Annotated in this window: 27 protein-coding genes; 9 read left to right on the top strand and 18 right to left on the bottom strand. The window is 32.7% G+C overall.

Annotation, left to right across the window (positions count from 1 at the left end; all coding sequences use genetic code 11):
* The 6 genes from virB9 (at window position 1) to ACQH1V_RS06845 (ending at window position 3,448) form a co-directional block, all read left to right on the top strand.
* Window positions 1-747 carry a P-type conjugative transfer protein VirB9 gene (gene virB9, locus ACQH1V_RS06870; protein WP_094649371.1) on the top strand — a complete coding sequence of 249 codons (747 nt, stop codon included), beginning with the start codon at window positions 1-3 and terminating at the stop codon, window positions 745-747.
* A gap of 189 nt (window positions 748-936) precedes the next feature.
* Window positions 937-1,311: an NADH-quinone oxidoreductase subunit A gene (locus tag ACQH1V_RS06865; RefSeq protein WP_094649372.1), complete on the top strand. Its 375-nt coding sequence runs from the start codon at window positions 937-939 to the stop codon at window positions 1,309-1,311.
* 4 nt (window positions 1,312-1,315) lie between these two features.
* Complete coding sequence (locus ACQH1V_RS06860) at window positions 1,316-1,837, top strand: NuoB/complex I 20 kDa subunit family protein (RefSeq protein WP_341748900.1); 522 nt, start codon at window positions 1,316-1,318, stop codon at window positions 1,835-1,837.
* Window position 1,838: 1 nt separating this feature from the next.
* Window positions 1,839-2,453, top strand: coding sequence for an NADH-quinone oxidoreductase subunit C (locus ACQH1V_RS06855; RefSeq protein ID WP_094649374.1), 615 nt, complete (start codon window positions 1,839-1,841; stop codon window positions 2,451-2,453).
* Between the two features lie 354 nt (window positions 2,454-2,807).
* Window positions 2,808-3,050, top strand: a complete 243-nt coding sequence (locus tag ACQH1V_RS06850) for an AbrB/MazE/SpoVT family DNA-binding domain-containing protein (RefSeq protein WP_425360259.1) — start codon at window positions 2,808-2,810, stop codon at window positions 3,048-3,050.
* 23 nt (window positions 3,051-3,073) lie between these two features.
* On the top strand, window positions 3,074-3,448 hold the full coding sequence (locus ACQH1V_RS06845; protein ID WP_425360902.1) for a type II toxin-antitoxin system VapC family toxin: 375 nt from the start codon (window positions 3,074-3,076) through the stop codon (window positions 3,446-3,448).
* Between the two features lie 87 nt (window positions 3,449-3,535).
* On the opposite strand, the gene rsmD is transcribed toward ACQH1V_RS06845, so the two are convergent.
* The 4 genes from rsmD to ACQH1V_RS06825 all read right to left on the bottom strand — a co-directional run bounded on the left by rsmD (window position 3,536) and on the right by ACQH1V_RS06825 (window position 6,903).
* Window positions 3,536-4,093 (bottom strand): 16S rRNA (guanine(966)-N(2))-methyltransferase RsmD, encoded by a 558-nt coding sequence (gene rsmD / locus ACQH1V_RS06840; RefSeq protein ID WP_425360258.1) that lies wholly within the window; start codon window positions 4,091-4,093, stop codon window positions 3,536-3,538.
* The gene (locus ACQH1V_RS06835; RefSeq protein ID WP_341748897.1) at window positions 4,090-4,803 is read right to left on the bottom strand and encodes a pseudouridine synthase; all 714 of its coding nucleotides are present in this window, start codon (window positions 4,801-4,803) and stop codon (window positions 4,090-4,092) included. Before ACQH1V_RS06835 ends, rsmD begins: the two co-directional genes overlap by 4 nt.
* A gap of 33 nt (window positions 4,804-4,836) precedes the next feature.
* Window positions 4,837-6,066 (bottom strand): multidrug effflux MFS transporter, encoded by a 1,230-nt coding sequence (locus ACQH1V_RS06830; protein ID WP_425360257.1) that lies wholly within the window; start codon window positions 6,064-6,066, stop codon window positions 4,837-4,839.
* Window positions 6,067-6,192: 126 nt separating this feature from the next.
* Complete coding sequence (locus ACQH1V_RS06825; protein ID WP_094649702.1) at window positions 6,193-6,903, bottom strand: winged helix-turn-helix domain-containing protein; 711 nt, start codon at window positions 6,901-6,903, stop codon at window positions 6,193-6,195.
* A gap of 476 nt (window positions 6,904-7,379) precedes the next feature.
* Between ACQH1V_RS06825 and rpsF the strand changes: the two genes are divergently transcribed.
* Genes rpsF through rplI form a run of 3 tightly spaced genes read left to right on the top strand, consistent with a single transcriptional unit; the run spans window position 7,380 to window position 8,624 of the window.
* Window positions 7,380-7,754, top strand: coding sequence for a 30S ribosomal protein S6 (rpsF, locus tag ACQH1V_RS06820; RefSeq protein ID WP_094649701.1), 375 nt, complete (start codon window positions 7,380-7,382; stop codon window positions 7,752-7,754).
* Window positions 7,755-7,774: 20 nt separating this feature from the next.
* Window positions 7,775-8,059 carry a 30S ribosomal protein S18 gene (gene rpsR / locus ACQH1V_RS06815; RefSeq protein ID WP_094649700.1) on the top strand — a complete coding sequence of 95 codons (285 nt, stop codon included), beginning with the start codon at window positions 7,775-7,777 and terminating at the stop codon, window positions 8,057-8,059.
* Between the two features lie 13 nt (window positions 8,060-8,072).
* Window positions 8,073-8,624: a 50S ribosomal protein L9 gene (gene rplI / locus ACQH1V_RS06810; protein WP_341748894.1), complete on the top strand. Its 552-nt coding sequence runs from the start codon at window positions 8,073-8,075 to the stop codon at window positions 8,622-8,624.
* Between the two features lie 361 nt (window positions 8,625-8,985).
* Here the strand turns inward: rplI and ACQH1V_RS06805 are convergent, their stop codons facing one another.
* The 14 genes from ACQH1V_RS06805 to alaS form a co-directional block, all read right to left on the bottom strand.
* Complete coding sequence (locus ACQH1V_RS06805) at window positions 8,986-9,210, bottom strand: DUF2674 domain-containing protein (protein WP_425360256.1); 225 nt, start codon at window positions 9,208-9,210, stop codon at window positions 8,986-8,988.
* 161 nt (window positions 9,211-9,371) lie between these two features.
* Entirely contained in the window at window positions 9,372-10,319 is a 948-nt protein-coding gene (locus tag ACQH1V_RS06800) for a lipid A biosynthesis lauroyl acyltransferase (protein ID WP_425360255.1), read from the bottom strand.
* The gene (gene lpxK / locus ACQH1V_RS06795) at window positions 10,303-11,277 is read right to left on the bottom strand and encodes a tetraacyldisaccharide 4'-kinase (protein ID WP_425360254.1); all 975 of its coding nucleotides are present in this window, start codon (window positions 11,275-11,277) and stop codon (window positions 10,303-10,305) included. The genes ACQH1V_RS06800 and lpxK overlap by 17 nt, the downstream gene beginning before the upstream one ends.
* Before the next feature lie 95 nt (window positions 11,278-11,372).
* On the bottom strand, window positions 11,373-11,690 hold the full coding sequence (locus ACQH1V_RS06790; RefSeq protein WP_094648854.1) for a DMT family transporter: 318 nt from the start codon (window positions 11,688-11,690) through the stop codon (window positions 11,373-11,375).
* Between the two features lie 4 nt (window positions 11,691-11,694).
* Window positions 11,695-12,705 carry an RP853 family protein gene (locus tag ACQH1V_RS06785; RefSeq protein ID WP_425360253.1) on the bottom strand — a complete coding sequence of 337 codons (1,011 nt, stop codon included), beginning with the start codon at window positions 12,703-12,705 and terminating at the stop codon, window positions 11,695-11,697.
* 4 nt (window positions 12,706-12,709) lie between these two features.
* Window positions 12,710-13,351, bottom strand: coding sequence for a hypothetical protein (locus ACQH1V_RS06780; protein ID WP_094648849.1), 642 nt, complete (start codon window positions 13,349-13,351; stop codon window positions 12,710-12,712).
* A gap of 3 nt (window positions 13,352-13,354) precedes the next feature.
* Complete coding sequence (locus tag ACQH1V_RS06775; protein ID WP_425360252.1) at window positions 13,355-14,890, bottom strand: hypothetical protein; 1,536 nt, start codon at window positions 14,888-14,890, stop codon at window positions 13,355-13,357.
* Between the two features lie 232 nt (window positions 14,891-15,122).
* On the bottom strand, window positions 15,123-17,789 hold the full coding sequence (gene ppdK, locus ACQH1V_RS06770) for a pyruvate, phosphate dikinase (protein ID WP_425360251.1): 2,667 nt from the start codon (window positions 17,787-17,789) through the stop codon (window positions 15,123-15,125).
* A gap of 311 nt (window positions 17,790-18,100) precedes the next feature.
* The gene (locus ACQH1V_RS06765; RefSeq protein WP_425360250.1) at window positions 18,101-18,634 is read right to left on the bottom strand and encodes an acyloxyacyl hydrolase; all 534 of its coding nucleotides are present in this window, start codon (window positions 18,632-18,634) and stop codon (window positions 18,101-18,103) included.
* 5 nt (window positions 18,635-18,639) lie between these two features.
* Window positions 18,640-20,028, bottom strand: a complete 1,389-nt coding sequence (locus ACQH1V_RS06760; RefSeq protein WP_341748886.1) for a S41 family peptidase — start codon at window positions 20,026-20,028, stop codon at window positions 18,640-18,642.
* A gap of 7 nt (window positions 20,029-20,035) precedes the next feature.
* Window positions 20,036-22,018, bottom strand: a complete 1,983-nt coding sequence (parE, locus tag ACQH1V_RS06755) for a DNA topoisomerase IV subunit B (RefSeq protein ID WP_341759340.1) — start codon at window positions 22,016-22,018, stop codon at window positions 20,036-20,038.
* A 36-nt stretch (window positions 22,019-22,054) separates the two neighbouring features.
* A complete protein-coding gene (locus ACQH1V_RS06750; RefSeq protein WP_341748884.1) occupies window positions 22,055-22,231 on the bottom strand; it encodes an HIG1 domain-containing protein in 177 nt (58 codons plus the stop codon).
* Between the two features lie 399 nt (window positions 22,232-22,630).
* Complete coding sequence (pal, locus tag ACQH1V_RS06745) at window positions 22,631-23,095, bottom strand: peptidoglycan-associated lipoprotein Pal (protein ID WP_425360901.1); 465 nt, start codon at window positions 23,093-23,095, stop codon at window positions 22,631-22,633.
* A gap of 280 nt (window positions 23,096-23,375) precedes the next feature.
* On the bottom strand, window positions 23,376-26,063 hold the full coding sequence (gene alaS, locus ACQH1V_RS06740; protein ID WP_425360249.1) for an alanine--tRNA ligase: 2,688 nt from the start codon (window positions 26,061-26,063) through the stop codon (window positions 23,376-23,378).
* Between the last annotated feature and the right edge of the window lie 111 nt (window positions 26,064-26,174).

Genomic DNA, 26,174 nt, shown 5'->3' with positions numbered 1-26,174 from the left:
ATGAAGCGATTAATAATATTGTTTGTGGTAGTATTTTCTGTAAATACTGCTTTAGCTGTTAGAGAATCTAGACCATTGCCGATCGATAGCAGAATTAGGGTAATGGTGTATAGTCCCGATGATGTATTTAAATTCACCGGATACTACGGTTATCAAGCTAGTATAGAGCTAGCAAAAGAGGAGGAAATAGTTAGTATTTCCATGGGGGATACTACTTCTTGGCAAATAGTACCAGCCGGTCATAGGATTTTCATTAAGCCAATGGAACAAGATGCTACAACGAATATGACGATTATTACTAACAAGCGAACTTACTTTTTTGAACTATATGCTGCAGAAGCTTCGGACATGAGAGATCCAGAAATGGTTTTTAATTTAAGATTTATCTATCCTGATGATGAAAATTCAGGAGATTATTTGCAAACTTATGTTACATCCTCAGCTAACCTTGATTTATCTCATCCGGAGAAATATAATTTTAATTATTCGATAAGTGGTAATGAATCAATTGCCCCAATTAGAATTTTTGATGATGGAGTGTATACTTACTTACAATTTAGAGATAAAAATGCTGAGTTACCAGCTATTTTTGCAGTTGATGAAGCTCTTAGAGAATCGATGGTAAATTATCGACTTGCTCAAGATAATGCTAATATGGTGATTATTGAACAGGTATTTCACAAATTGTCAATACGTCATGGCAAAAAAATAGTATGCGTGTTTAATGAAGCATTTAAACCGTATTAAGCTTTAGAACTAACCCCTAGGAGAGACTGCCTACAATAACAAAAATCTCCTAGAGCAAAGCAATCCATTTCTATTTACTTTTATGGATTGCCGCGTCGCCGCTTTTAGCGGCTCCTCGCAATGACGGCTTGAGGACGTGAGGTTCCAACTGTTGAAAGTTAGAAGATATATTTTTTAAGGTAATTACTAATGTTGGAAACATCGCACATATTACAAGAATATTTGCCTATAGTGGTATTTTTTGCTATAGCATCAGTTTTGTCGTTGATAATAGTTACATTACCGAGGCTTTTGAGTCCTCGGAAATATAATAAGGCTAAGCTGGATAGTTATGAATGCGGATTTGACCCTTTCGGTGATGCTAGGAGCAAATTTGATGTACGTTTTTACCTAGTAGCTATTTTATTTATTATTTTTGATTTAGAAGTAACTTTTTTGATACCATGGGCTATTACGCTTGGGAAAATTGGTAAATTTGGTTTTTTTTCAATGATGTTTTTCTTATTTGTACTTACTGTTGGTTTTATATATGAATGGAAAAAAGGAGCATTAGATTGGGAGTAATTACATGAAAGCAGAAATAGATTTATATGATCAAGACAAGCTACTTGCAGAAGAAATCTCAAATCGAGGATTCTTGATAACTAAACTTGATGATTTGCTAGGCTGGGCTAGAGCTAATTCACTTTGGCCTATGAGCTTTGGTCTTGCCTGCTGTGCAGTAGAAATGATGCAAGCTGCTTCCAGCCGTTATGATATGGATCGTTTTGGTATGTTGTTTAGACCAAGCCCCCGTCAATCTGATTTAATGATAGTTGCAGGAACCTTAACCAATAAGATGGCTCCGGCTCTTAGAAAAGTTTATGACCAGATGACTGAACCTAAATGGGTTCTATCAATGGGAAGCTGTGCCAATGGTGGTGGCTATTATCATTATTCCTACTCAGTAGTGCGTGGCTGTGATCAAATAGTACCAGTAGACGTATATGTACCAGGTTGTCCTCCGACGGCTGAGGCTTTGATTTATGGCTTAATGCAATTACAAAGGAAAATTAAAAGAACTACTAGATTTAAGAGTGCTAGTGTATAATATGGAAGAGATTATTGATAAATTGATAAAAAATCAAGGGCTTGAAATAGCTGTGTTACCTGTACAGTCAAATGGTTCAAATATACATTTTGCTGCTTATAAATCTACTATAGAAAGCTTGTTGCCATTTTTATCGTCAATTAAGCAATCTGAGAATTTACGTTTTACCGTGTTGACAGATTTATTTGCTGCTGATTTTTTAGACCGTTTGAAACGGTTTGAAGTAGTGTATAATTTACTAAGTCTTAAATTAAATAAACGTATACTAGTCAAAGTTGAGGTTGGAGAAAATGACATAATTCCTTCAATTACCAAAATCTTTAGTGCTGCCTGCTGGTATGAGCGTGAAGCATATGATATGTTTGGGGTAAATTTTGCTGGGAGCCATGATATTCGCCGTATTCTAACAGACTATGATTTTGTTGGTCATCCTCTTAGAAAAGATTTCCCATTAACTGGGTACGTACAAGTTAAATATGATGAAACTCTAGCAAAAGTAGTATATGAGCCAGTTAAGCTCGATCAGCCATATAGAGAATTTGATTTTTCATCAAGTTGGAAAGGAGCTAGTTATATATTACCTGGGGATGAGAAAGCAAATAAACGTATTTTATAACAGCAATTATAAATTCAAAAATAAAGAGTTAGGTCATAATATATTCCAAATAAAATTTTTATGGTTAGGGATTAAAATCTGGTTGTTTCTTTATGAGAACTACAAATAAAAAAATCACTAAGGAAAATTATCTTACCTGATGAATTTTCACTCCAGTTACGAGGATGCGGATTTTAAGTCATCAAACCTCTAATATTTTGCTGCTAATTTATATATCTCCTGTTTTATTCATATCTATAGTCAACATAATATTTTTATGATTCAATTATTTATTAAATTGACCATTTTTATAATTTTAGCTAAACTGTATATAGTTGTAGATTTATATTAATCTTAATATTATAGGTATATATCATGACAGCACTAAAAAGTTATATAGATAGCAATGGCAGACTTGCTATCCCAGCTAAGATTAGAAAAAAGCTACAACTTAAAGCAGGTGATGAAGTTTCTATTAAATATAAAGATTTTGAATTAATAGTTTTAACTTTTCATGCTAATGTAGAAAGAGCCAGAAATATTTTAAGTAAATACAAGGATATTGACTTGCAAAAAGAGTTGGAAATTATGAGAAGTGAAGATGTCAACAGGTTCTAAACCTTTGATCAAGACAAAAAAATATTTACACATCAGCAATCATTGCCTTATTAAAAAAAGAACCAGGTTATAAAATATTAGAGGATGTTATCGCAAGTAGTAGTATAGCATCAATTAATTTAAGTGAATTAGTTTCTGTCCTGACTAGGTCTAATATAGCAGAAAATGAAATTGATATAATCGTAGCAGATATAGTACCAGAAATCATACCATTTTGCGAAAATATAGCTATCAAGACCGGTAAGTTAAGTCGATTAACAAAGGATTATGGTCTATCTTTAGGTGACAGAGCATGTATAGCAACTGGTTGCTATTATAACATGGAGATTTATACTACTGATAAAATTTGGTTAAAAGTAGCTGATAATATTACCACAAAAATCATTTTAGTACGTTAGTTTAAGAAAAGCATACCCTATAATTTTTATAACAGCATAAAAACGTCATTACTACTTATTTATAGCATTCTCACGATGACGTTTAAGTTAGGATCGTAAAATAAGCAATTTACTATCACCATATATTTTCTCTTTAACCATTTCTAAAGAATCGTCTGTAAGATGCTCATTTTTAGCAAATTCAACGACAATAATTGTTCCATCTTTTAACCATTGACCTTTTTTCAAAGCATTTACTGCCTTTGATACAAGATTTTGATAGTATGGTGGATCAATAAAAATTAGATCAAAGCTATTTTTACATTTTGGCAAAGCTGTAGCATTGATATTTAGGAAAGTCATTTTATCCATTTCACCTATTTTACTAGCAAATGCTTTTGCTGCCCGCAAATAATCAGCATTTATATCAATTACTGTAATATCCCCTGCCCCTCTAGAACAACTTTCAAAAGCTAGGCTACCAGTGCCGGCAAATAAATCGAGAACCTTAGACTCCTTGGTAAATAACCTACCATCACTAAATTCTCCTGAAGTTAATATACTAAAAATCGCTTCTCGAATTTTGCCGGTGGAAGGACGATAATTAGAGTTTTTTAAGGTGGATATTATCCGATTTTTATGCTTGCCGGCGATAATTCGTATCATAAAAATTTCTTAAATTCCTCAAATGGCATTTCTTTATACTGATTTGGTTGCAAATCACCTAATATAAATCCCCCATAACTAATTCTAATTAACCGGTTAACACTTAAACCAAAATATTCAAATATCTTCCTAATTTCACGATTTTTTCCTTCAGTTAAAATTACTTCAAACCAACAATTAGTTTTTCCTGATTTTATTAATTTAATTAATTTAGGATCATAACGTATTTGATCAATCTCTATATTCTTATAATTTTTAAGCAATGAGCTTGGGTTACCGTGTGCTCTGACTTTATATATACGTTCAAGTTTACTTGATGGTAACTCAAACTTCCTTGCTAAGTCACCATTATTGGTAAGTAATAGTAATCCTTCACTATTTATATCTAATCGCCCGATTGAAATTACCCTAGGCAGATTCTGTAATACCAGATTTTCAAAGACAGTTTCTCTACCATAATTATCTTTATGTGAGGTAATTAAGCCAACAGGTTTGTAATATGTCCATAAACGCGGAGTTTGTTGTTGATTTATTAGTTTTCCTGATACTTCAATAATGCTAGTATTATCAACCAGGGTGGCAGGTGAATCGATGATCACCCCATTTACCTTTACTTCACTATTTTTGATAAGCAGCTCTGCAGCACGCCTTGAACATACTCCTGCATTACTAATAGCTTTTGCCAGCCTTTGTGTACTATCCTGTTTCAAATAAACAATCCTATATTTTTTATTTATAACTAACTATCCTGATATCTGTTTCTTATTAATGGCAATATAAAATACTAACATCATACTAATTGCAATGATCAGTATAAATAATGGTAATTGTATCAATGTTCCGTCATGCATATATCCCATTAGCATTGTGAAACCTGCGATAATTACATAATACATAAAACCAAAAAGTGAGGCAGCAGTACCAGCAAATTGACCATAATTTTCCAAAGCTTGGCTAAAGCAATTGGTCATTACCATCATGGCACCAGTGTTAATCATGCCCATCCATAATAAAGTTTGGAATACAGAGCAGATTACATCATCTTTATTAATTAAACTAAAATAGCTAGATGAAAAGAATAGCAGAGCTCCTAAGCACATAAGCTTAACACCTACAAAAAGAATATTGTCAGATGTTATTTGCAATTTGTGCATCCTTTTAGATATAATCCCACCTAAAATTGAAGGAATACATAAAAATAATGCTATCATACCAAATGATGAAGCTGCCATATTTAGTCCTGAGATAAAATAAAAAGGTGCTTCAGCAAAATAGCCAAATCCAATACCATTTACTGCTCCAATTAAAAATACGAAACCGAGCAATCTTATATCTCTGATCATTTTATTAAAACATTCTTGATACAATATAATAATCGAGCGTTTAGCCTCTAGATTTTGGTTAGTTTCTGGAAGTTTAGCTGATACTAACAACATAATTAATATTGCCATTACGATTAATACAAGAAATACAGCTGACCAATGATAAAATTTTATTACCAAACTACCGATAATTGGTCCTATAGCAGGAGCAAAAGCTATAGCAATACCTATAGTTGAGAATATCCTGCCACGATCTTGCGGGTTTATTGCATCTCTAACTATGGTTTGTCCTAATACTGACCCAACACTAGCCCCAAAAGCTTGCATAAATCTTGCAGCTAGTAACATATTTATATTATCTGATAGATAACAAATGTAGCATGATAAGGCATAAATTAAAAATCCTATAAGTAGACAAGGCTTACGTCCATAAGAATCAGATAAGTTACCCCATAGTAACACCCCAACAGCAAAACCAAACAAATAAATAGTAAGGGTATATTCAGCTAAATTAGCACTAATTGCTAAATCTTTGGCTAAGCTAGGAAGTGAGGGAGTATAAATAGTTTCGCTTAGTATCGGTATTGCAATAATTAATATAATAATGTATAATGGTATAATGAGGGTGTTTTTAATTTTATCTGATTTCATAACAACTAATCTATTGGTTTGTACTTTATATATTAAAATATTCAGAACATTACACCAAATTTTTAAAATTGCAAGTTGTATATCTTTTGCAAGAATTATATAAGAAATTTTTGATAATTTCTTACTTTAATCTTGAATATCTGGTAAATCAAGGCAATACCCTGTGGAACGAACAGTTTTTATAAATACTTCAGAGTTTTTGTTATTTAGAGATGCTCTTATTCTATTTATATGTACATCAATAGTACGTAAGTCAATAACCGCATCCTTTCCCCACACTTTGTTTACAATATCTTGACGAGAAAATATTACTTTAGGGGATTTTATGAAAAGTTGTAAAATCTTAAATTCTGTTGGCCCTAAACGAATTACCCTACCGTTATTAGTTACTTTATAAGTGGTAAGATCCATACTTACTTCTTTATACTTTATAACTTTATCTTGTAGAATTAAATTAGAGCGTCTTAATAAAGATCTTATTAAGAGCATTAATTGATCTGATGTGAATGGTTTAATGAGACAAGCGACAAAGTTGCTATCTTCTAAAGCGTAGCCAGACAGAGATTCTCCTGGATGTAACAAAAAAATTATTGGAACTCTCACTAAATCATCAATTTCTCTTATTTTACTTGCTATCTCTGTAGCAAGTTTATCTTGTACTATCGAGTCAATAATAATTATATCAGGAGGATTAATAGCAGAAAGAACTATTGCTTTTTCTACTGTATTAGTCTTAATAAGGTTAAACCACGCTCTCTCCATGACGTTAGACAGAGAAGCGTTGACGCTTTTAGTTGATTCTATAACAAGAATTCTCGGTGGTAATTTATCAAACATGCTAATACTTAATTAAATGAAGATTTTAGGCATAACTAAATTCTTGTATTGTCTATCCAAATGGTTTGAAAAATTGGAGCATAAACAAAAGGTGGAGTTAAGACAACGTATACAGCTATTAAGCATAAGTACATCAATATCCAAAGTTTTGTGAAACCAATTCTAAAGCAAAAGAGTATCCTTTAGTTATGCAAGAGTCTAATGTTACATTATTGTAAATTATTGTAATGATTATTAAACTTAACTTTTTAAAGTGCAATATTATCGAATTAATTAATAAATTTCTACTAAATTTATTAACATAAGTCTACTAATTTAATTATTTGTTTACAGACCGTAGAAAACGGTTGTAATTATGCAATTATTAGAGATATTTTAGAGATTCATTAATTATGCCTTGTAGTAAAGATAACACTTGAATTAAATGTTTTTTGTTGTTATAAATAACTTTATTTTGTAGCTGGAGATTCTTATATATGGCTTTTTACGAATCAGTTTTTATCATACGGCAAGATATTTCGTCTGCTGATGTAGATAAAATTACCGATGATTTTACTAAAATTGTTGAAAATAGTAATGGTGAAGTTGTTAAAACTGAATATTGGGGTTTAAGAAGTTTAGCCTATAAGATTGGTAATAACAAAAAAGGACATTATGTTTTTATGGGGCTTAAAACTGACTTTTCAGTAATAACTGAAATGGAAAGGAAAATGAAGCTAAGCGAAAATATTATTAGGTTTATTAATATAAATGTTGACTCAATAAGCACTGAACCTTCACCGATTCTAAGAAGCAAAAGTTTAGATCATGAAGAAATAGTGGATGTAACAATTAATAAAGACTCAATGTAATAAAATTGGAAAAGATTAAAATGTTTGAAAATGATGCTACTGACTCTAAGTCAATGACTAAAATGGCTGATAAAAATAATAAAAGGGTGTTTTTTAGAAAACGTAAAGGTTGCCCTCTTTCTGTTGCTAATGCTCCAATAATTGATTACAAGAACCCTGACTTGTTAATAAAATTTGTATCAGAAGGCGGTAGAATGCTACCTAGCCGAATCACTAATGTATGTGCCAAAAAACAAAGAAAACTAAAAAATGCTATAAAAATTGCTAGAATTCTAGCATTATTGCCTTTTGTGTTTCAAGTTTGAGCAGAGGAATAAAATGGAAGTTATTTTAATTAAACCCGTAAGAAAGCTCGGGAAGATTGCAGAAATTCTTAAGGTAAAAAGGGGTTTTGCTCGTAATTATCTTATCCCTAGAAAATTAGCAATTAGAGCAACAGAACTCAATAAACAGCTCATAGAAACTCAAAAACATGATCTTGAGGAAAAAGACCTAAAAATAAGAGCTGAGGCAGAAGCTATTAATACTATTATAAGTAATAAAGAATTAGTATTTATTAGACAGTCTGCTGATGATGGCCGATTGTTTGGGTCAGTGAATAATAAAGAAATTGCCGAAAGTTTGTCTAAGGCTTCTTCACAGTCAATATCACATTTAAATATTATTCTTAAGAAGCCGATAAAATCAACCGGTGCCTTTGTCGTAGAGGTTAGGTTACATGCTGATCTTAGCACAAATATAACAGTAATTGTCGCAAGGTCAGAATCTGAAGCACAGGATTACGCAAGAATTAATAAGCAAGATGCTGCTAGCCCTCCTGAGGGTTTTGATCAACAAGAAGTCTCTATTAACGATATAGAGCAGTTATAGTCAATTCAGGAGAATTTGGGGCTAGGAGCGATGGAGCGACGCCTATAAGTAATAGGCGAGCATTGAGCGACAACGTCCCCAACTTCTCATCAATTGACTATATACTAGATTCCCGCTAGAAAAGTAGTCATTGCGAGGAAGACCGCAGGTCGACGAAGCAATCCACAAAAGTAACCAAAAATGGATTGCCACTACCTACTTGCGTGGTCTCGCAATGACGAAAAAGCTATCTAAAATCCGCTCCACCTTCTAACTTTCAACAGTTGTGGCTTAGTTTCATCCCTGCTTCGGTGCGGGATCAAAATTCCCAAATTCCCCTGAATTGACTATAACACCGTCATTGCAAGAAGCCACTTTAAAATTAAGTAAAAATGATCTTTTTTCTTGGAGGTATATAAACAGTTTGACCTTGGGCATTTATGGTATTGTCATGCTGCATCTTTTCCATGACGCCAATAAAATAATTACCATATGGCATTAATTTTACTATTGCCCAATCGTCCTTAATAAATTGAGCAATTTTATCTAGGTCAGATTTATTTTCAGCAAAAGATATAATTTTTTGAGGAGGTGTTACCCTTATCATAACATTATTTTTTTATTAAATTTTTATAAAAATGCAAGTTTTACCTACGACTCACATTTAACTGTAAAACAAGGAATGTGCAGACGAATATCTCCGCAGGTATATTTGCGGTATCAATTCTTCAAAGCAGGAGAGTATACATATTTATTAAGTAATTGCAATTACTTAATCTTGGAATATGCATTTTTAGAATATTTATTATTATTCTTCTTCCATCTATTATGAAACCAGAACCATTGTCCTGGGTTTTCTTTAACCCAATTACCTAAAATTTGGTTAATAGTAACCATTATATTATAACAATCTGTTTGATTATTATTAGTTTTTTGTAATTTTATTGGCGGATGAATAATAATTTTAAAATAACTGTTATTACTATTAGTGCGAACCACTTGTAATGGTATAATTGGGTAGCTGAACTGTAATGCAATTTTAGCAATTGCCTGAGCAGTCATGGCTGGCTGCCCTAAAAATGGTACTTCAATACCATTATTCATTTTTTGATCTACCAGCATACCAATTGCATATCCTGATTTAATAGCAGATATTAGCTCTCTTACCCCTTGTGTTCCTTTGGGAATTAGCTTTATATCATTACTTATACGCGTATCGTTAATTAGTTTGTCAACATAAGGATTATTTAATTTGCGGTAGATAATAGCAAATTTATGATAAAATTTATTGCTAATTTTAAGAGCAAAATCCCAATTAGCAAAATGTCCAGTAAAGAATAAGAATGGTTGCTGTGATTTCTGGAATTCTATTATATTCTCAAGACCACTTATCTCTATTCGTCTAGATAATTCTTCCTCTGACATCTTATTAATATATGGAAATTCTCCTATAAAACTGCCAAAATTATCCCATACTTGATTAACGATTGCTTGAGAATTTATGGATCCTTCATTTGTGTATAGATTATTGCCAAGAATATTTTGAATATTTTCTTTTGCAACTTTATTAACTGGTAACAAAGGACCTATTTTCCTTGCTAAGGATCGACAAATATTTACAGATTTGTCAATACCCAATGCCCCTAGTATTTTTAGTACTATTAAAACAAAAAAATATTCAAGTAAATATATAATATTTTTAAATAATTTTTTCATATATTAAATCTACTAATAATTGTTGATTATTTAATAATAAATGCACATCGCAACATATTACGGACAGATCAGTATCGCATATTCTTACGTAATCTTTTCTAGTGGTTATTAGCAGAGAGTTAGATTTTTTTGATTGTTCTTTTAAATATTCTAAATCTTCTGCAGAATATTGATGATGATCAGGGAAAATCTTATGACCGATTAACTGCAATCCATAATTTTCTAATGTAGAGAGAAACCTTTCAGGATTTCCTATACCACTAAAGGCAAAATAATTTTTTGTCTTGTCGATATTTATAGAGGGAACTATTTGAGCTTGTATACTCTTCTGCTTTGAGTATAGAAATGGATACTTCTTATATGAGAGAAAAGAATCAGAACCTACTGAAATAACTATATCGGCTTTGTCAATAGCTTGTTTGGGGTATTGACGCAGAGGACCAGCTGGAATTAAGAACCCATTGCCAAATAATCTATTAGCATCAACTGACAGAATAACAATATCCTTATGAAAATTAGGATTCTGCATCGAGTCATCTACTATAATCACCTTTGGCTTAATCTTTTCTATAAAAGGCTCTATATCTTGAATTTTCTTTGCGGCAATGACTTTACCATATTTTAACAGCATTACTGTTTCATCCCCGACATCTGCTACTGTATGGTGTGCTTCAACTAACAATGCTTCTTGAAGATTACTACCATAACCTTTAGTGATAATTATAAAATCAATATTAATAGCTTTCAATAGTTGAGCAAGGAAGATTACTATTTGAGTTTTACCAGTACCCCCGATGCTTATATTACCAACGCAAATTACTTTACAAGGAAATATTATTGGGCGAGCTGTGATCCTTCGTAGATAACTAGCAAAAAGATATAACCAGCTTAATGGTAATAATAAATAGGCAATAATATTTTTACTTTGCCAAAATTTAGGGTAAATAAGCCTGATCATAGTTATTATAAGTAATATTGCTCAAAGTCATTGCTAGGAAGCCCATAGGTCAACGAAGCAATAAATTGCCATGGATTATACCTAAGGTAAACGGGTTAAGATAACTTCAAACCTATCATGGAAATTATCATAGTACTAATAAAGAAAACTCGCATAGCAGAATATGGCTCATTAAAATACACTATTCCTACTATGACTGTTCCTACCGCTCCGATACCAGTCCATAGAAGATAAGCAGTGCCAAGAGGTAGCTTATCTAGAGTTTTACTAAGACAAATAAAGCTTAATATTGAAAAGCCAATAAAAGCTATAATAGGTTTTATTTTGGTAAACCCATCTGATAATTTCAACGATATAGAAAAACCTATTTCAAATAATCCGGCAAATATAAGGAGAATCCAAGTTACTAGCATATTATTACCTTTGTTTAACATGTCCTGAGGACTTGCTATTTTGCAAAGAACTTTTATTAGGCAAGTTGGGCTGTAGCTGAGTCTTTATTGTACTATATTTTTGATTAACTACAGACTTTACCCCACTACTCAATAGATGTTCCTTTGCAACATTATGCTCTACAGATTGTTGTTTGGTCAAAAATTCTTTATTATTTTTTAACAAATTAGTTTTTAGAGTAGTAATTTTTTGTTCTTCCTCACTCATCGATTTATCAGCACTAAGAATCATCCCCCCCATCTTCTCTCCTATTTTGGGAGCATATTCTATTGCTAGAATAGAAGCCGGGACTACCATAAAAGCAAATGTAGCCCCGGCTGTTGCAACACTAATCGCCCCAACTGCTAAAACACTAATAGCAGTTATAATTTTGCTAGTTGCTTGTTTAAATATTTCCATTTTCTTATTATGTTTTGCTGCAACAGTTACTATTCTATTAATTTCCAATTGAACATTATCACTTACCTCTTTAGGCTGTTGATATTTTTTTACCGCATGCATTACTGTTGTACGAAATATTTCTGGTTCAACTTGAATAAAGTTTGTTAATTCATAATTATTTTTTGCTGCCAACAAACCTTTTAGCACTTGTTTGATTACTCCCCTCTCTTCAGAATTTGTATCACCAAAATTTGTATTTATTAGTGTATCAACTACTATATCTTCTGATTTGTTTAGAATATTATCTCTATCCTGATAGTCTACTGCATCTGCAGAGATTGCTACCGAAAACAACATTAATACTGTTGAAAAACTATCATCAGTAATAACTTTTTGACCAAAAAAAGTTCGTAATTTACCAATGCAATTACCTATATGCACATTAATTTCAGGTATTGATTTAAGTCTAATTTCATAATCAATAGCTATGACATTAGCAAGTGTTAAACATGTTTGTTTTGTTATATTATTAATTAACTCTTCACATATGCTTTTTCTGCATATAGAAATATTTGTACTGTTGAAGATGTTCATAATTTTATTTATTTGTTGTTATTTCTCTTATACGCATGTTGAGTTTTGTAAAAATCACATCAGGGGTTCTTTCTGTTGATAGTTTATAAATAACCTTGGGCTCCAATACATCTTCTTTTTTGACGTCTATAGATAGTACAATAGTATTTTCCGGCATACAAGAGTATATTTCTTTTATGATTGTCGAGAATGTTACAAAATCTTTAGTAGAGAATCTTATGTAAACATCATAATTCTTTATCTTTATAGTATCTTGCTTTGTTCCCATATCTGATCTAATACCACTTAAGAATTCTTGTTTAATCGATATAGTAATCGGCTCATTTAGGTTGTATTTTTTTGACAAACTATCAATTTTCATTATTAACCTTGCTCTCTCTAAACAACTTTGTCTAGCAGAAATAGATAATAATTTCGTATATCTTGCATAGGTCTCTAGTATTTTATTTTTTGAATTTATTATAGAATATAGCTTTAACGTTTCTTGAGCTAGGGATTCTGCAATATTGTTATTCTTGCTAATCGACTCCATATAATCTTTATTAAGACTTTGCAGCAACCATAAAATGCTAGAAATACACAAACAACATATAGCAAACTTAAAAAATATAACATTTTTTAGATGAATAATAAAATTTTTAAGCATCTTTTACCCTTTCTTTTTAGTAATAATAACCGATGCCGGTATTACCACTCTATTAGGTAAATCTAATATTTGGTCAGTAAATATTGTAAATTTAATATCCATATTGCTAAATATTTTACTAAAATTTGCAATTTCTTGTTCTAAAAATTTAGTAGCCTCTTCGACTAATATATCATTAACTATAAGCCTCAATGATATTCCAATTTTTATATACTGATTAGAGGATGATAACGTATTATCTAGATCCAACCTTTGCCATTTAACCTCTTCTATATGAATACTAGGTGGTAAATTTGTTACAAACTTTTCTAACAAATCAAATGGTATTGGTGCTGGAATTTGTAATAATGATTCAAAGACGTATAAATCAGCTAAATTAGTAGCGTTTTGAAGATATGGATAGGTCTGCTTAACATTATAATAATCCTGCTCAGTACTAAAATAATGTGAATTTAAAATATCTAACTTTTTGTAATTTGCTACGGTTTTAACTTTGATAATAGATGCGGCAAATATCAATATTATTATTATAGTAATAAGTGGTTTAAAAACTAAAGAGCTGATAAGATTGAGTTTAGCTATCGATTCTAAATATTGATTAGAGGCTAGAAAGCTTTTTTGTTCATTAAATAATTTAACGATCATCCCATCTGAAAATTTATTATCCAATTCCCCTGAATTGACTATACATATTACTGGATGTCCAGCAAAATTGGATTGTTCTAATAGCAACTTTAAATTTTGGTCTACTATGAAAATTATACAAACTCTAAGGGCTAGATTAGCAATATAATTTTTACAAGATATCAAACAATCTTCCACTTCTTGTTCGATTATACCCTGAATATATGAATCTGACTTATCAGCTGGATAGTCCAATGTTTGTTTTGAGATTATATTACCTTGGTGTTTAACAACAAGTTTAATGCCGCTGCTATTTAAAATACATACAAAAATTTGTAAATATTCACTATATTTATTATTCTCAACATTTTTTACAATTTTATCAATAATTGTTTGCAACTCTAAAGATAAAAAATAAATCCCACCAAATTTTTTGCTATCACTTGCCAGCAAATTTTCAAGTAGTTTACTTAAAGGAGGAGTATAAGGACTAGAGACAATCAAACTATTCCACACCTCACTAGGCTTGGTATTGATGTTATAAACACTATAACCAACTATATAATCTGCAGGAAAATACTCTTCAATAAACTTCTCCACAGGATTGTTTGTTACTATTGAATGTAGTACAGGTACTAGCTCATGACGTAATTGACATTCAGAACCGCTTAATAAGAAGAAAACATAATGTTTCTTGAATTTAGCAAAAAATTCTTTATAGGAATCTAATTCATTTTGCTTTTTATCAGGGACAAATAAACTACCTACAACTTTATCGTGAACCAAAGCACAAAGAAATGTACCTTTATCTCCTATTAGGATAATAATATTTTTTTTATACAAAAAATACGCTATAAGCTTGTGCAACATTTTTATAAAAACTTGCATTTTTAATCGATTGAGTATATTAATCATAGATTAGCACTTAACTTATAGTTAGTTAGATTATATTTTACCTTACGTATAACAAATATCACCCTTACCCGACTTAGTGTCACCCCTGCGTAAGCAGGGGTCTTAGATTCCCGCCTACGCGGGAATGACAAAGGGAAGAAGCGGGAATGCCAAGGGAGTCAATGTCATATATCGTAATATATCATAAAAATTAACTACACTAATAGATATATGCAAATTATTTAAAAAATTGTCAGATATAATCATCAGCTTTTATTGTTGCCTGAGCTGCGGCAACCCTTGCTATAGGGATGCGGTATGGTGAACATGATACATAATGCAAACCAACTCTATAAAAGAACTCTATAGAATGAGGATTACCAGCATGCTCTCCGCATACGCCAAGTTTTAATGTAGGGTTGCTCTTTAAACCACGTTTTATAGCAATTTTTATTAACTCCCCTACCCCTTCCTCATCTAATTTACTAAAAGGATCAAATGCAAAGATTTTTTTCTCCAAATAATCCGGGAAAAATGAGGCTACATCATCTCGAGAAATGCCGTATGTTGTTTGGGTCAAATCATTAGTACCAAAACTAAAATAATCTAGCTCTTCAGCAATCTCTCCAGCTTTTAAAGCTGCTCTTGGTAGCTCAATCATCGTACCAAGAGTAAAATCAAACTTGCATTTGTTAATATCTTCCATGTTAGTAATAACATCTTGTATGTGTATTTTTAAGATTTTCAGTTCATTAACATCACTAATTAAAGGAATCATTAACTCCAGAATAGTATTGATATTTTCTTCAACTTGTAACTCTCTGATAGCAGTAAAAATTGCCCTTATTTGCATTTGATAAATCTCAGGATAAGAAATACCGAGGCGACATCCTCTATGTCCAAGCATAGGGTTTACTTCATATAATGCATGCAAGCGTTGCTCCACAACAGCTAACGGTAGATTCATCACCTTTGCTAAGTTTCTTTTATCATCCTCTGTTGTTGGTAAGAATTCATGTAGAGGCGGGTCAAGCAATCTGATATTTATCGGTTTACCCTGTATAATTTTAAATAATGCCTTAAAATCTTGAATTTGTAAGGGCAATAATTTACTAATCGCATGTTTCCTTCTCTCTAGATCAGGAGCAATGATCATTTCTCGTACTAATGGTATTTTATCATGGTCAAAAAACATATGTTCTGTTCTGCATAAGCCAATTCCGCTTGCCCCAAATTTTAGGGAAACACCTGCATCTAAAATAGTTTCGGCATTGGCTCTAACTTTTAAAGTAGCAAATTCATCTGCCCAATCTAGAATTGTTTGAAATTCCTTAGTAAAAGTAGGCTGAATCAATGGCACCTCCCCTAAGAAAATTTTCCCAGTTCCGCCATCTATAGTTATTAAGTCACCATAGTTGATGATAGTATTACCTATTTTAAACATCTGTTTTTTTTCATCTATTACCAAATCATTTGCCCCGCAAACACATGGTTTTCCTAACCCTCTAGCAACTACCGCAGCATGAGAGGTCATCCCACCTCTGGCTGTCAGAATACCGGCTGAAACATACATACCGTTTATATCTTCAGGGCTAGTATCATGGCGTACCAAAATCACTTTATGGTGATGCGACATTTTCTCAGCATCATAAGGAGAAAAAACTACTATACCAGTAGCAGCCCCTGGAGAAGCTGGTAGCCCTTTAGAGATATGGTCTAGAGTATTGCTATAATCAATAGCCGTATGTAAAAGCTGCGTTAACGATTCCGGCTCTATACGCATTATTGCTTGTTGTTTAGAAATCAGCCCTTCTTGCACCATATCCGTAGCAATTTTAATGCTGGCTAAAGCTGTTCTTTTGGCGGTACGTGTTTGCAAAATATACAAAACTCCGTTTTGTACGGTGAATTCAATATCTTGTACGTCCAAGTAATGTAACTCTAACTTCTTACAAATCTCTTGTAATTGCTCAAATATTTGTGGCATAACTATTTGCATTGAACAATCTACATCATGCTCGTTGGTAATAGGGCTGGGGGTTCTTGTCCCTGATACCACATCCTCACCTTGAGCATTTACTAAATATTCACCAAAAAGCTTATTTTCACCAGTTGCAGGACAACGCGAGAATACTACGCCTGTAGCAGAATTACTTCCTTGATTGCCAAAAACCATTGACTGGACATTAATCGCCGTACCCCAGTTATTGGGTATATTGTGTAATTTTCTATAAGTTACCGCCCTATCCCCTGCCCAAGATTTTAATACGGCTTTTATTGATTGTTCTAATTGTTTATATGGGTCAAAAAGTGATTCTTTACCATGAGATTCTTCACCATGATTAAAAATTATTTTTTTAAACTCTTCAACTATTATTCTTAAAAAATCTCCTGTAATTTCTTTCTCTTGATAGATATTACATTTAACCTTATGCATCTCAAATGCATTTTTAAATAAACCATTTGAAATTGATAGCACCATTGATCCATACATTTCTAAGAATCGTCGATAGCTATCAAGAGCAAAAATCTCATTTCCAGTAATATTTGATAGTGCATCGCAAACTTGATCATTATACCCAAGATTAAGTATAGTATCCATCATACCAGGCATCGAAGCTCTTGAACCTGAGCGAACGGATAATAATAATGGATTATTATGATCACCAAAAACCTTGCCAGTAGAATTTTCTAAATTTTTAATAGCTATCACTAAATCATTATTAAAATTCTCAGGCAAACTGTAATTATTTTTATAAAAATAATTACAGAGTTCTGTAGTAATAGTAAAACCATCAGGAATAGGTAAATTTAAGTTAGACATCTCGGCAAGACCAGCTCCTTTACTGCCAAGCACGTCTTTCATTTGAGCATTACCATCCCCACCTTTAGTACCAAAATAATAGATCCATTTGTTCATAAATACCAAAACAATTTACTTTTTATGTCACCCCTGCTTCGGTGCGGGGTCTAGATTCCGCACCGAAGCACATAAGCATCAGTTTAAGAAAACAATAATTGAAAAACCGTCATTGCGAGGAAGACCGTAGGTCGACGAAGCAATCCAGAAAGGCGATTAGAGATGGATTGCCACGCCACCTACGGTGGCTCGCAATGACGACTTTTCTACCTTATTTTCTTAAACTTACGCCTATGTACCGAAGCAGGAATAACAGGGAAGCCAAGAACCTGACAAAGTAGCAAGAACGACCAAAGCCCCCTACCCCACCGTCAAAATTTGTAACCATATCGTACACCTAAATTAGTTAAACCAGGGTTAAGTTTTACAATCTTAGCGTTAGATAAGTGGTCAATAATTAAGGAAACAGCGTGCTTCTCTTGAATTACTACACCTAAACTAAGGCTTTCTCTAAATAAAAATCTTGTTCCTAAGGCTCTTCTTCTTTGATTTAATTTTTCTATTTCCCCATTATGAATGGCAAATCCAAAACTTGCTTCAAAAAATACACATTTCGTCATATCAAAATGCCAAGTAATCCCAGTATAGATATGGCTAGTATAGCTATCACTGTTAATACTTGTCCCTATATGAGGATAAGCATATAAAAATTTGTATTTTTCAAAAAGCCATTCTAAATTAAAATCACAACCCTTCTCAATACGTTCTCTTGATCTACCACTCAGTCCAAATTTATACCCTAAATCATGTCTTAATACTCCAATTCTCATTTCGTCAGCCATAGTTCTTGAACCAATTAATAAAAGAATTAGAAAAATTAAGTGCTGTATTTTTTTATATTTCATATAACTCAATGCCCTTTTGCTTTATTAGTTAAAATTAATCCCATAATCAAATCATAAGCTCTAGCAAATTGATAATCTTTTTTATAAAGATCAGATAGTTGGTCTAAAGTATTTTTTGATTCAGTCGTTTTTGTTTTATCTTTATCTTTTGTAGTATCATCTGTTTTCTTAATAGCCTCTTTATCTTTATTTGTAGAGTCTAGTTTTTTATCATCATTTTTTTTGTTATCGTTTTTTAAGTAATTTTTTAAAGAAGCTTCAGAGAATCTTCCATCTATCATTTTTGTTTCGGGATATTCAACTTTTACCATCTCAACAAATATGTCAGGTTCGATACCCTCTGCTTGAATTGAACGATCATTAGGGGTGTAATATTTAGCCGTAGTAAGCTTTACAGCCGCTCTAGGACTGATTACCGAAAAGCTTTGTACAGATCCTTTACCGAAAGATTTTGTGCCAAGTATTATCGCTCTTTTATGATCTTGCAAGCTACCTGCTACAATTTCTGCAGCTGAGGCAGAGCCAACATTAATAAGAACAATCATCGGAACTAATGGAGCTTTTTCTGCAGATTTATTGCTATTAAATACCGCATTACTATTCTTGGTTCTTCCCTTGGTAGTAACAATTACTCCAGAATCAATAAAATATTCGCTAACAGCAACAGCCTGCTCTAACAAACCACCAGGATTATTACGTAAATCTAGAATAATACCCTCTATGCTATTTTTACTACCATCTTTTAAAGTTTTCATAGATTTTTTTAATTCTTCAATGGTGTGTTCATTAAAAGCCCCTATTCTTATATAAGCTATATTATTTTTTTCTAAATGAGCTTTTACTGGGGTAATGGTAACTATTTCGCGGATAAGTTCAATTTCTTTTGGCTTAGATTCACCTTCTGTAATCACCAGTAATTTCACTTTTGTTCCTGGTTCTCCACGCATCTCTTTGACAGATTTATGAAAACCTAAAGTTGATACAAACTCATCATTAACTCCTACTATATAGTCTCCAGCTTTTATACCCGCCTTATAAGCTGCTAGATCATCAATAGGGGAAATGACTTTGATGGCACCATTATCATACTGCACTTGAACACCAATACCGCCAAACTCTCCTTTAGTCTCATTAAGAAAATCTTTTAGATCATCATCAGTAAAATAGCTAGAATGGGGATCTAGCGAAGTTAACATGCCTTCGATAGCAGCATCGGTCATTTTTTGTTTTTCCGGTTCTTGAACATAGTCTTTATTAATACGCTCAAAGACCTCTTGAAATTGTTTGAGATAAGCTGTATCTGATAATTCGTTCTTTTTTTTCGGTTCTTCCGCAAATGTGATATTGGCACAAAAGATAAAACTTGATAATAACATTATAAAGCGTATGAACATAGTACTCCTAAATATCTAAATTGTTTATAATTGTATCCATCTTAATTAAAGCCTGATTATAAATGAACTGAAAACGTTTTTCTGGTTTTTTGCCCATAAGATCGTCTACTATCTTAGCAATATTATCAAAATCATCTATAGTAACTTTTAGAATGGTTCTATTTTTTGGGTTCATTGTTGTTTCTTTTAACTGAGCTGGCATCATTTCACCTAACCCCTTAAATCGACCAATATCTATTTTAGCCTTACTATTTTTTAATAATTTAGCAGTTAAATCAGTTTTTTGTTGATCATTTACTGCATAGTAAGTTTTATTAGATTGGGTTAATCTATAAAGAGGTGGTTTAGCAAGATATAAATGACCTGAAGATATTAACTTCGGCATACGAAGATAAAAGAACGTCATTAACAATGAGGCGATATGAGCTCCGTCAACATCAGCATCTGTCATAATTATTATTTTTTCATAACGCAAATTCTCCTCTCGATAATTTTTAAGACTACCACAGGCTAATGCCACCTCTAAATCTTGAATTTCTTGGTTGTTAGTAATTTTCTCGAAAGTTGCATTGGCAACATTCAAAATTTTACCTCTAAGAGGTAAAATAGCTTGTGTTTCTCGATCTCTTGCCTGTTTAGCTGATCCCCCGGCAGAATCTCCTTCAACCAAGAATAATTCCGTCCCATTAGGAGAGGTTCTTGTACAATCTGCTAATTTACCTGGTAATCGCAATTTTTGTGTAGCAGTTTTACGTGAAATATTTTTTTCGTTACGCTTATTTATTCGGTATTCCGCAATATTAACTATATGTTCAAGCAGCTGGTTGGCTACGAGTTTATTACTACTCAACCAATGATCAAAATGGTCTTTAACAATGTTCTCTACTATTTTATTAATCCCAGGCGAAACCAATTTTTCTTTTGTTTGTCCTTGAAATATTGGCTCTTGGATAAATACAGAAAAAACAATAGAAGAAGTTTCTAGAATATCCTCAATAGTAAGTAAAGTGGTTTTTTTATTACCGGTCATTTCACCATATACCTTTATACCACGCAGTAATGCACTACGCAAACCTTGCTCATGGGTTCCACCAAGAGGGGTAGGAATAGTGTTGCAATAGGATTGGATAAAAGGCTGGTCTTCATTTTTATGCCAAGCAATTGCCCATTCCACTTTTATGTGATCCTGGTCCCACTCAATATTACCACAAAAAATCTCTCCACTAACTAAATCTTCCAAATTTATTTTAGAAATTAAATAATCTTTCAAACCATCTGGAAAATGGATGAGAGCTGTTGCTGGAACATCGCTTTTAGTTTCAACTTCACATTGCCACTCTATCGTTACCCCTCTATACAAATAGGCTTTTGATTTGGCTAATTCATATATTCTTTTTGGTGAAAAGGATGGTTTCTCTCCAAAAATTTCTGGGTCAGGATGAAAATTGATAGATGTTCCCCTTAATTTTTTGGCAATATCTTCACTGGTTAAATCATTCAATTTTTGTCCTTTGGAATAAGATTGCTTGAATAATTTACCCTGCTTATATACTTTAATTTCTAAATAGTCGGATAAAGCATTAACAACCGAAATGCCAACTCCATGTAAGCCACCTGCTGTTTGATAGACATTATTTGAAAATTTACCACCAGAATGAAGGTGAGTTAAAATTACCTCAAGAGCAGATTTATCAGGAAATTTGGGATGATTATCAACAGGAATCCCTCTACCATTATCAGAGATAGTGATACTATTATTTACATGCATCTTTATGGTGATAACGCTAGCAAAACCAGCAACAGCTTCATCCATAGCATTATCTAGCACTTCCGAAACAAGATGATGCATAGCATTCTCGTCCGTCCCGCCAATATACATACCAGGACGCTTGCGTACAGGCTCAAGCCCTTCTAATACTTCAATATCTTTTGCTGTATACGAATTATTAATTTTGGGCTTTTTTTCATTAAAGCTAAATAGATCAAGCATATTATGATGTTAACTTACAAGTTTTTGATGAATATACTATTTTGAAAGATAGAGAAAAGCAAGAACACATACAGCAAATGCTTGAAATATAACCCGTAACGACATTAATTTGGAACTAAATTTTTTGTCAATTTTCCCGCCAATAGCCATAGAGACAACACCTAGCACTAAGATTAATGTAGTCAAACTTAAAGCAATTAATATATATACCACAAAATTATCTCTAAAAATTACTTTATTATATAGTCAATTAACCTGAATTAGTGCCGAATAAGCCATAGTACCCTACAATTTTTATTCTATAACTCACCTTACGCACAAACCACATGACAATTTAAAAATTCCAGGAAAGTGCAAAATGTCATTGCAAGACCACTACGTGATCGTGGCAATCGACATTTATTAGATTGCTTCGTCGACCTTACGATCTCCTCGCAATGACGATTTTTTAATTATTGTTTTCTTAAACTAACGCTTATGCGTCATTGCGAGGAGTGCGGAAACCGCACAACGAAGCAATCCATGTAGTCGATGTATCTATACTAATTCTCATGAATTGCTTCGTCGCCACTAAAAGTGGCGACTTTGCTAAACTTAGTAACGTTGTATACTTTATTTTATAGAAGTTACAGCCCTACGGTTCTGTGCCCAAGCTGCTTCATTATCACCAAGAACAGCTGGTCTCTCTTTACCATAAGAGATAGTATCAAGCCTGCTCTCCTCAACTCCTAGATTATTAGTCAAGTATTTTCGAACAGCCTCTGCTCTTCTTTCACCAAGCGCCAAGTTATACTCTCTTGTCCCTCTCTCATCACAATGCCCTTCAATAGTGGCTGTTACTTTAGGATGGCTTTTTAACCAATTAGCTTGTTTACTTAGCTGTTCTTTTGCTTGAGGCGAAATATCTGATTTATTAAAAGCAAAAAACACCCTGTCACCAGCACGTCTTTCAAAATCAGAAGCTAGAGAACTTTCCTCAACTTCATTAGTTATACCCGTATCTATCGGTTTTTTCTTTGCACCACACCCAGAAAGCATAAATAGTGCTAAAAAAGCTATTGTGGTTTTTTTTAGTATCATAACAAACTCCTTAAATTATTAAATAAGCTACTGATTTACATTTGCCTAACAAAAAATTGTCAAACACCCATTGCCTGCATTATATACTATCATATCACTACTTAAAAGCATAAAATTATTCTAATATTACATTTTAAACTCTTTAGTATCTGTGTCAGAAATACCATATATCTATAGTCAATTGATGAGAAGTTGGTGACGTCGTCACTCGCCTATTACTTATAGGCGTCGCTCCATCGCTCCTAGCATCAACTTCTCCTGAATTGACTATAATCCGTTAAAGTTCTGATAACACCCCCTTTATCATATCTGGTAACTTTCCTAGTTTACTTACATCAGTACCACCTGCCTGAGCTATATTCGCTTGACCACCACCGCCACTACCGCCAAGGAATATAGATATTTCTTTAGCTAAATTACCAGCATGAACCTTATTACTGATTTTTTTACTAACAGCAACTGTAATCGATAATTTGCAAGTATTATGCCCTGTGCTACCACTAACCTCTTTAGATTTTTCCGGCATAGCTATGTATATAACTACAAGATTATCAGACTTATCAACTATTCGTTCAGCAGATAAGCGTAATATTTTACTATCTATATTATGTACTAGCTTGTAAACAAACTTTATATCAGAAACACTGACTGATTCTTTGGCAATTTGTTCAATATTCAAATCAAGCATCGAGACCTGCAGAGATACTAACTGATCTTCTAATTGTTTCTTACTAGCAATTAGACTATTCACCTTATCAATAAGTTCATTCTTACCTATTTTTAAAGCGGCAGATATATTTTCAATCATCGCATCATTCTGCCTAATTAGTTTTAAGACAAATTCACCGCAAACCGCTTCTATCCTCCGAACGCCAGCTGCAATAGCATTTTCACTGGTAATTTTAAACATCCCAATATCACCGGTTCTAGTAACATGTGTACCACCACATAACTCAAGTGAATTTAGTTCGAGCGAATTCATCGCTACTACCCGTACTTCAGAATCATATTTTTCACCAAATAAAGCCATAGCCCCTGCTTTAATAGCGTCGTCTGTTGACATTAATGTTGTGGTAACTTTTGAATTATCAGTAATAATCTGATTTACTTTATCTTCTATCAAGATAATTTCTTTTTGGGTTAATGCCGCCATATGACTAATATCAAAACGTAAACGATCATATGCTACCAGCGATCCTTTCTGCGTTACGTGTTTACCCAGTACTTGATGTAATACTGCATGTAATATATGAGTTGCCGAATGATGAATTCTTAAATTATTACGATATTTGACATCAATAGCAAAATCGGCACTATCTCCAACCTTAATGGTGGTTCCTTCCTGCCAAATACATATATGAGCAATTATTGAACCAAGATATTTTACCGTATCTACTACTCTAATTTTACTGTTGCTAGATTTGATATAACCTATATCCCCCATCTGTCCACCAGACTCCCCATAAAAAGGAGTTTGATTACTAATTAGAATGAATTTCTCCTGACTAGTTTCTATAGTATCAACTAATTTATTATCTTTAATAAGAGCTAATATCTTACCTTCCGCCTCATTCAAATAATAACCCAAAAATTCGGTACTACCAAATTCTGCTTTAATATCAAACCACATCTTATCTGTTTTAGATTCATTCGAACCTAACCAAGATTTTCTTGCCCTATCTTTTTGCTCTTGCATCTTATTATTAAAGCCATCAAGATCAATGGAGATTTGTTTAGATTTTAATATATCTTCAGTTAAATCGACAGGAAAGCCGTATGTATCATATAATTTAAAAACTATTTCTCCTGAAAGCTCTGAATTTTTACTAAGATGGTTTGTTTCATCATCAAGTAATTTAAGACCTCTTTCAAGAGTTGCTTTAAATCTTATTTCCTCTTGTTCCAGGATATTACTGGCAAAATCCTCAGCCCTTCTCAGTTCGGGATAAGTTGTTCCCATAATCTCTACTAATTTAGGAAGCAGTCTATACATTAAAGGTTCACTACTACCAAGTATATGGGCATGCCTCATACTCCGACGCATAATACGCCTAAGTACATATCCTCTACCTTCATTTGAGGGCATGATGCCATCACTAATTAAAAAAGCACAAGCTCGTAAATGATCTGCAATAACCCGGTAAGAAAACTTAGCCTCTCCTTCTACCTTAACTTTTACTATATTCTCGGTATAGGCGATTATTTCCTTAAATAAATCTGTGTCATAATTATTATAGACATTTTGCATCACAGCACTAATACGCTCCAACCCCATACCAGTATCAATGGATTTTTTAGGCAATTCAATCCTAGTATCACTATCGACTTGTTCAAATTGCATAAAGACCATATTCCAAATCTCAATGAAGCGATCACCATCTTGCTCTTGCGTTCCTGGCAACCCGCCTTGTATCTGCTCTCCATGATCATAAAAAATTTCTGAACATGGTCCACAAGGTCCAGTATCTCCCATTGACCAAAAATTATCAGTGGTTTTTATTTTAATAATTCGCTCATCGCTTAAATTAGCAATTTTTTTCCAATAGGTAGCTGCTTCTTCATCAGTATGATAAACCGTTACATATAGTTTTTCTTTAGCTATAGCAAATTCCTTGGTTAAAAGATTCCAAGCATGATATATTGCTTCTTCCTTAAAATAATCACCAAAAGAAAAATTGCCCAACATTTCAAAGAATGTATGATGTCTTGCAGTATAACCAACATTCTCAAGATCATTATGCTTACCACCAGCCCGTAGTGATTTTTGACTAGTAACCGCTCTTTGATAATTTCTATTTTCCTGACCGGTAAAAACGTTTTTAAATTGTACCATCCCAGAATTAACAAACATTAAACTAGGATCATTATGAGGAATAAGAGAACTAGCTGGAACGTGTAAATGATTATTGGCAACAAAATAACTTATAAATTTATTTCTAATTTCTTCAGTGGTAAGTTTAGTCATGAGTAAATGATCCTTGGAAAATGTTTAGTTTAATGTTTTATTTAATTTTATATCACATAAATATATCTACACTAAGTGTATTAACTCATTTTATTTACAATAAATGTATTT

Source organism: Candidatus Tisiphia endosymbiont of Ceraclea dissimilis (genome assembly GCF_964030735.1).
Lineage (GTDB): Bacteria > Pseudomonadota > Alphaproteobacteria > Rickettsiales > Rickettsiaceae > Tisiphia.
The sequence above is the reverse complement of the archived record's forward strand: the minus strand, read 5'-3'. Positions and strand labels throughout refer to the sequence as shown.

Excerpts from the sequence above, each read along its gene's own strand:
- alaS (WP_425360249.1), bottom strand. The coding sequence starts at position 26,063 with ATGACTAAACTTACCACTGAAGAAATTAGAAATAAATTTATAAGTTAT.
- rpsF (WP_094649701.1), top strand. The coding sequence starts at position 7,380 with ATGGCTTTTTACGAATCAGTTTTTATCATACGGCAAGATATTTCGTCT.
- virB9 (WP_094649371.1), top strand. The coding sequence starts at position 1 with ATGAAGCGATTAATAATATTGTTTGTGGTAGTATTTTCTGTAAATACT.
- ACQH1V_RS06765 (WP_425360250.1), bottom strand. The coding sequence starts at position 18,634 with ATGAAATATAAAAAAATACAGCACTTAATTTTTCTAATTCTTTTATTA.
- ACQH1V_RS06790 (WP_094648854.1), bottom strand. The coding sequence starts at position 11,690 with ATGCTAGTAACTTGGATTCTCCTTATATTTGCCGGATTATTTGAAATA.
- ACQH1V_RS06850 (WP_425360259.1), top strand. The coding sequence starts at position 2,808 with ATGACAGCACTAAAAAGTTATATAGATAGCAATGGCAGACTTGCTATC.
- rsmD (WP_425360258.1), bottom strand. The coding sequence starts at position 4,093 with ATGATACGAATTATCGCCGGCAAGCATAAAAATCGGATAATATCCACC.
- ACQH1V_RS06860 (WP_341748900.1), top strand. The coding sequence starts at position 1,316 with ATGAAAGCAGAAATAGATTTATATGATCAAGACAAGCTACTTGCAGAA.
- ACQH1V_RS06865 (WP_094649372.1), top strand. The coding sequence starts at position 937 with ATGTTGGAAACATCGCACATATTACAAGAATATTTGCCTATAGTGGTA.
- ACQH1V_RS06830 (WP_425360257.1), bottom strand. The coding sequence starts at position 6,066 with ATGAAATCAGATAAAATTAAAAACACCCTCATTATACCATTATACATT.
- lpxK (WP_425360254.1), bottom strand. The coding sequence starts at position 11,277 with ATGATCAGGCTTATTTACCCTAAATTTTGGCAAAGTAAAAATATTATT.
- ACQH1V_RS06855 (WP_094649374.1), top strand. The coding sequence starts at position 1,839 with ATGGAAGAGATTATTGATAAATTGATAAAAAATCAAGGGCTTGAAATA.
- ACQH1V_RS06780 (WP_094648849.1), bottom strand. The coding sequence starts at position 13,351 with ATGCTTAAAAATTTTATTATTCATCTAAAAAATGTTATATTTTTTAAG.
- ACQH1V_RS06805 (WP_425360256.1), bottom strand. The coding sequence starts at position 9,210 with ATGATAAGGGTAACACCTCCTCAAAAAATTATATCTTTTGCTGAAAAT.
- ppdK (WP_425360251.1), bottom strand. The coding sequence starts at position 17,789 with ATGAACAAATGGATCTATTATTTTGGTACTAAAGGTGGGGATGGTAAT.
- ACQH1V_RS06825 (WP_094649702.1), bottom strand. The coding sequence starts at position 6,903 with ATGTTTGATAAATTACCACCGAGAATTCTTGTTATAGAATCAACTAAA.
- ACQH1V_RS06760 (WP_341748886.1), bottom strand. The coding sequence starts at position 20,028 with ATGTTCATACGCTTTATAATGTTATTATCAAGTTTTATCTTTTGTGCC.
- ACQH1V_RS06785 (WP_425360253.1), bottom strand. The coding sequence starts at position 12,705 with ATGAACATCTTCAACAGTACAAATATTTCTATATGCAGAAAAAGCATA.
- ACQH1V_RS06800 (WP_425360255.1), bottom strand. The coding sequence starts at position 10,319 with ATGAAAAAATTATTTAAAAATATTATATATTTACTTGAATATTTTTTT.
- ACQH1V_RS06775 (WP_425360252.1), bottom strand. The coding sequence starts at position 14,890 with ATGATTAATATACTCAATCGATTAAAAATGCAAGTTTTTATAAAAATG.
- rplI (WP_341748894.1), top strand. The coding sequence starts at position 8,073 with ATGGAAGTTATTTTAATTAAACCCGTAAGAAAGCTCGGGAAGATTGCA.
- parE (WP_341759340.1), bottom strand. The coding sequence starts at position 22,018 with ATGCTTGATCTATTTAGCTTTAATGAAAAAAAGCCCAAAATTAATAAT.
- rpsR (WP_094649700.1), top strand. The coding sequence starts at position 7,775 with ATGTTTGAAAATGATGCTACTGACTCTAAGTCAATGACTAAAATGGCT.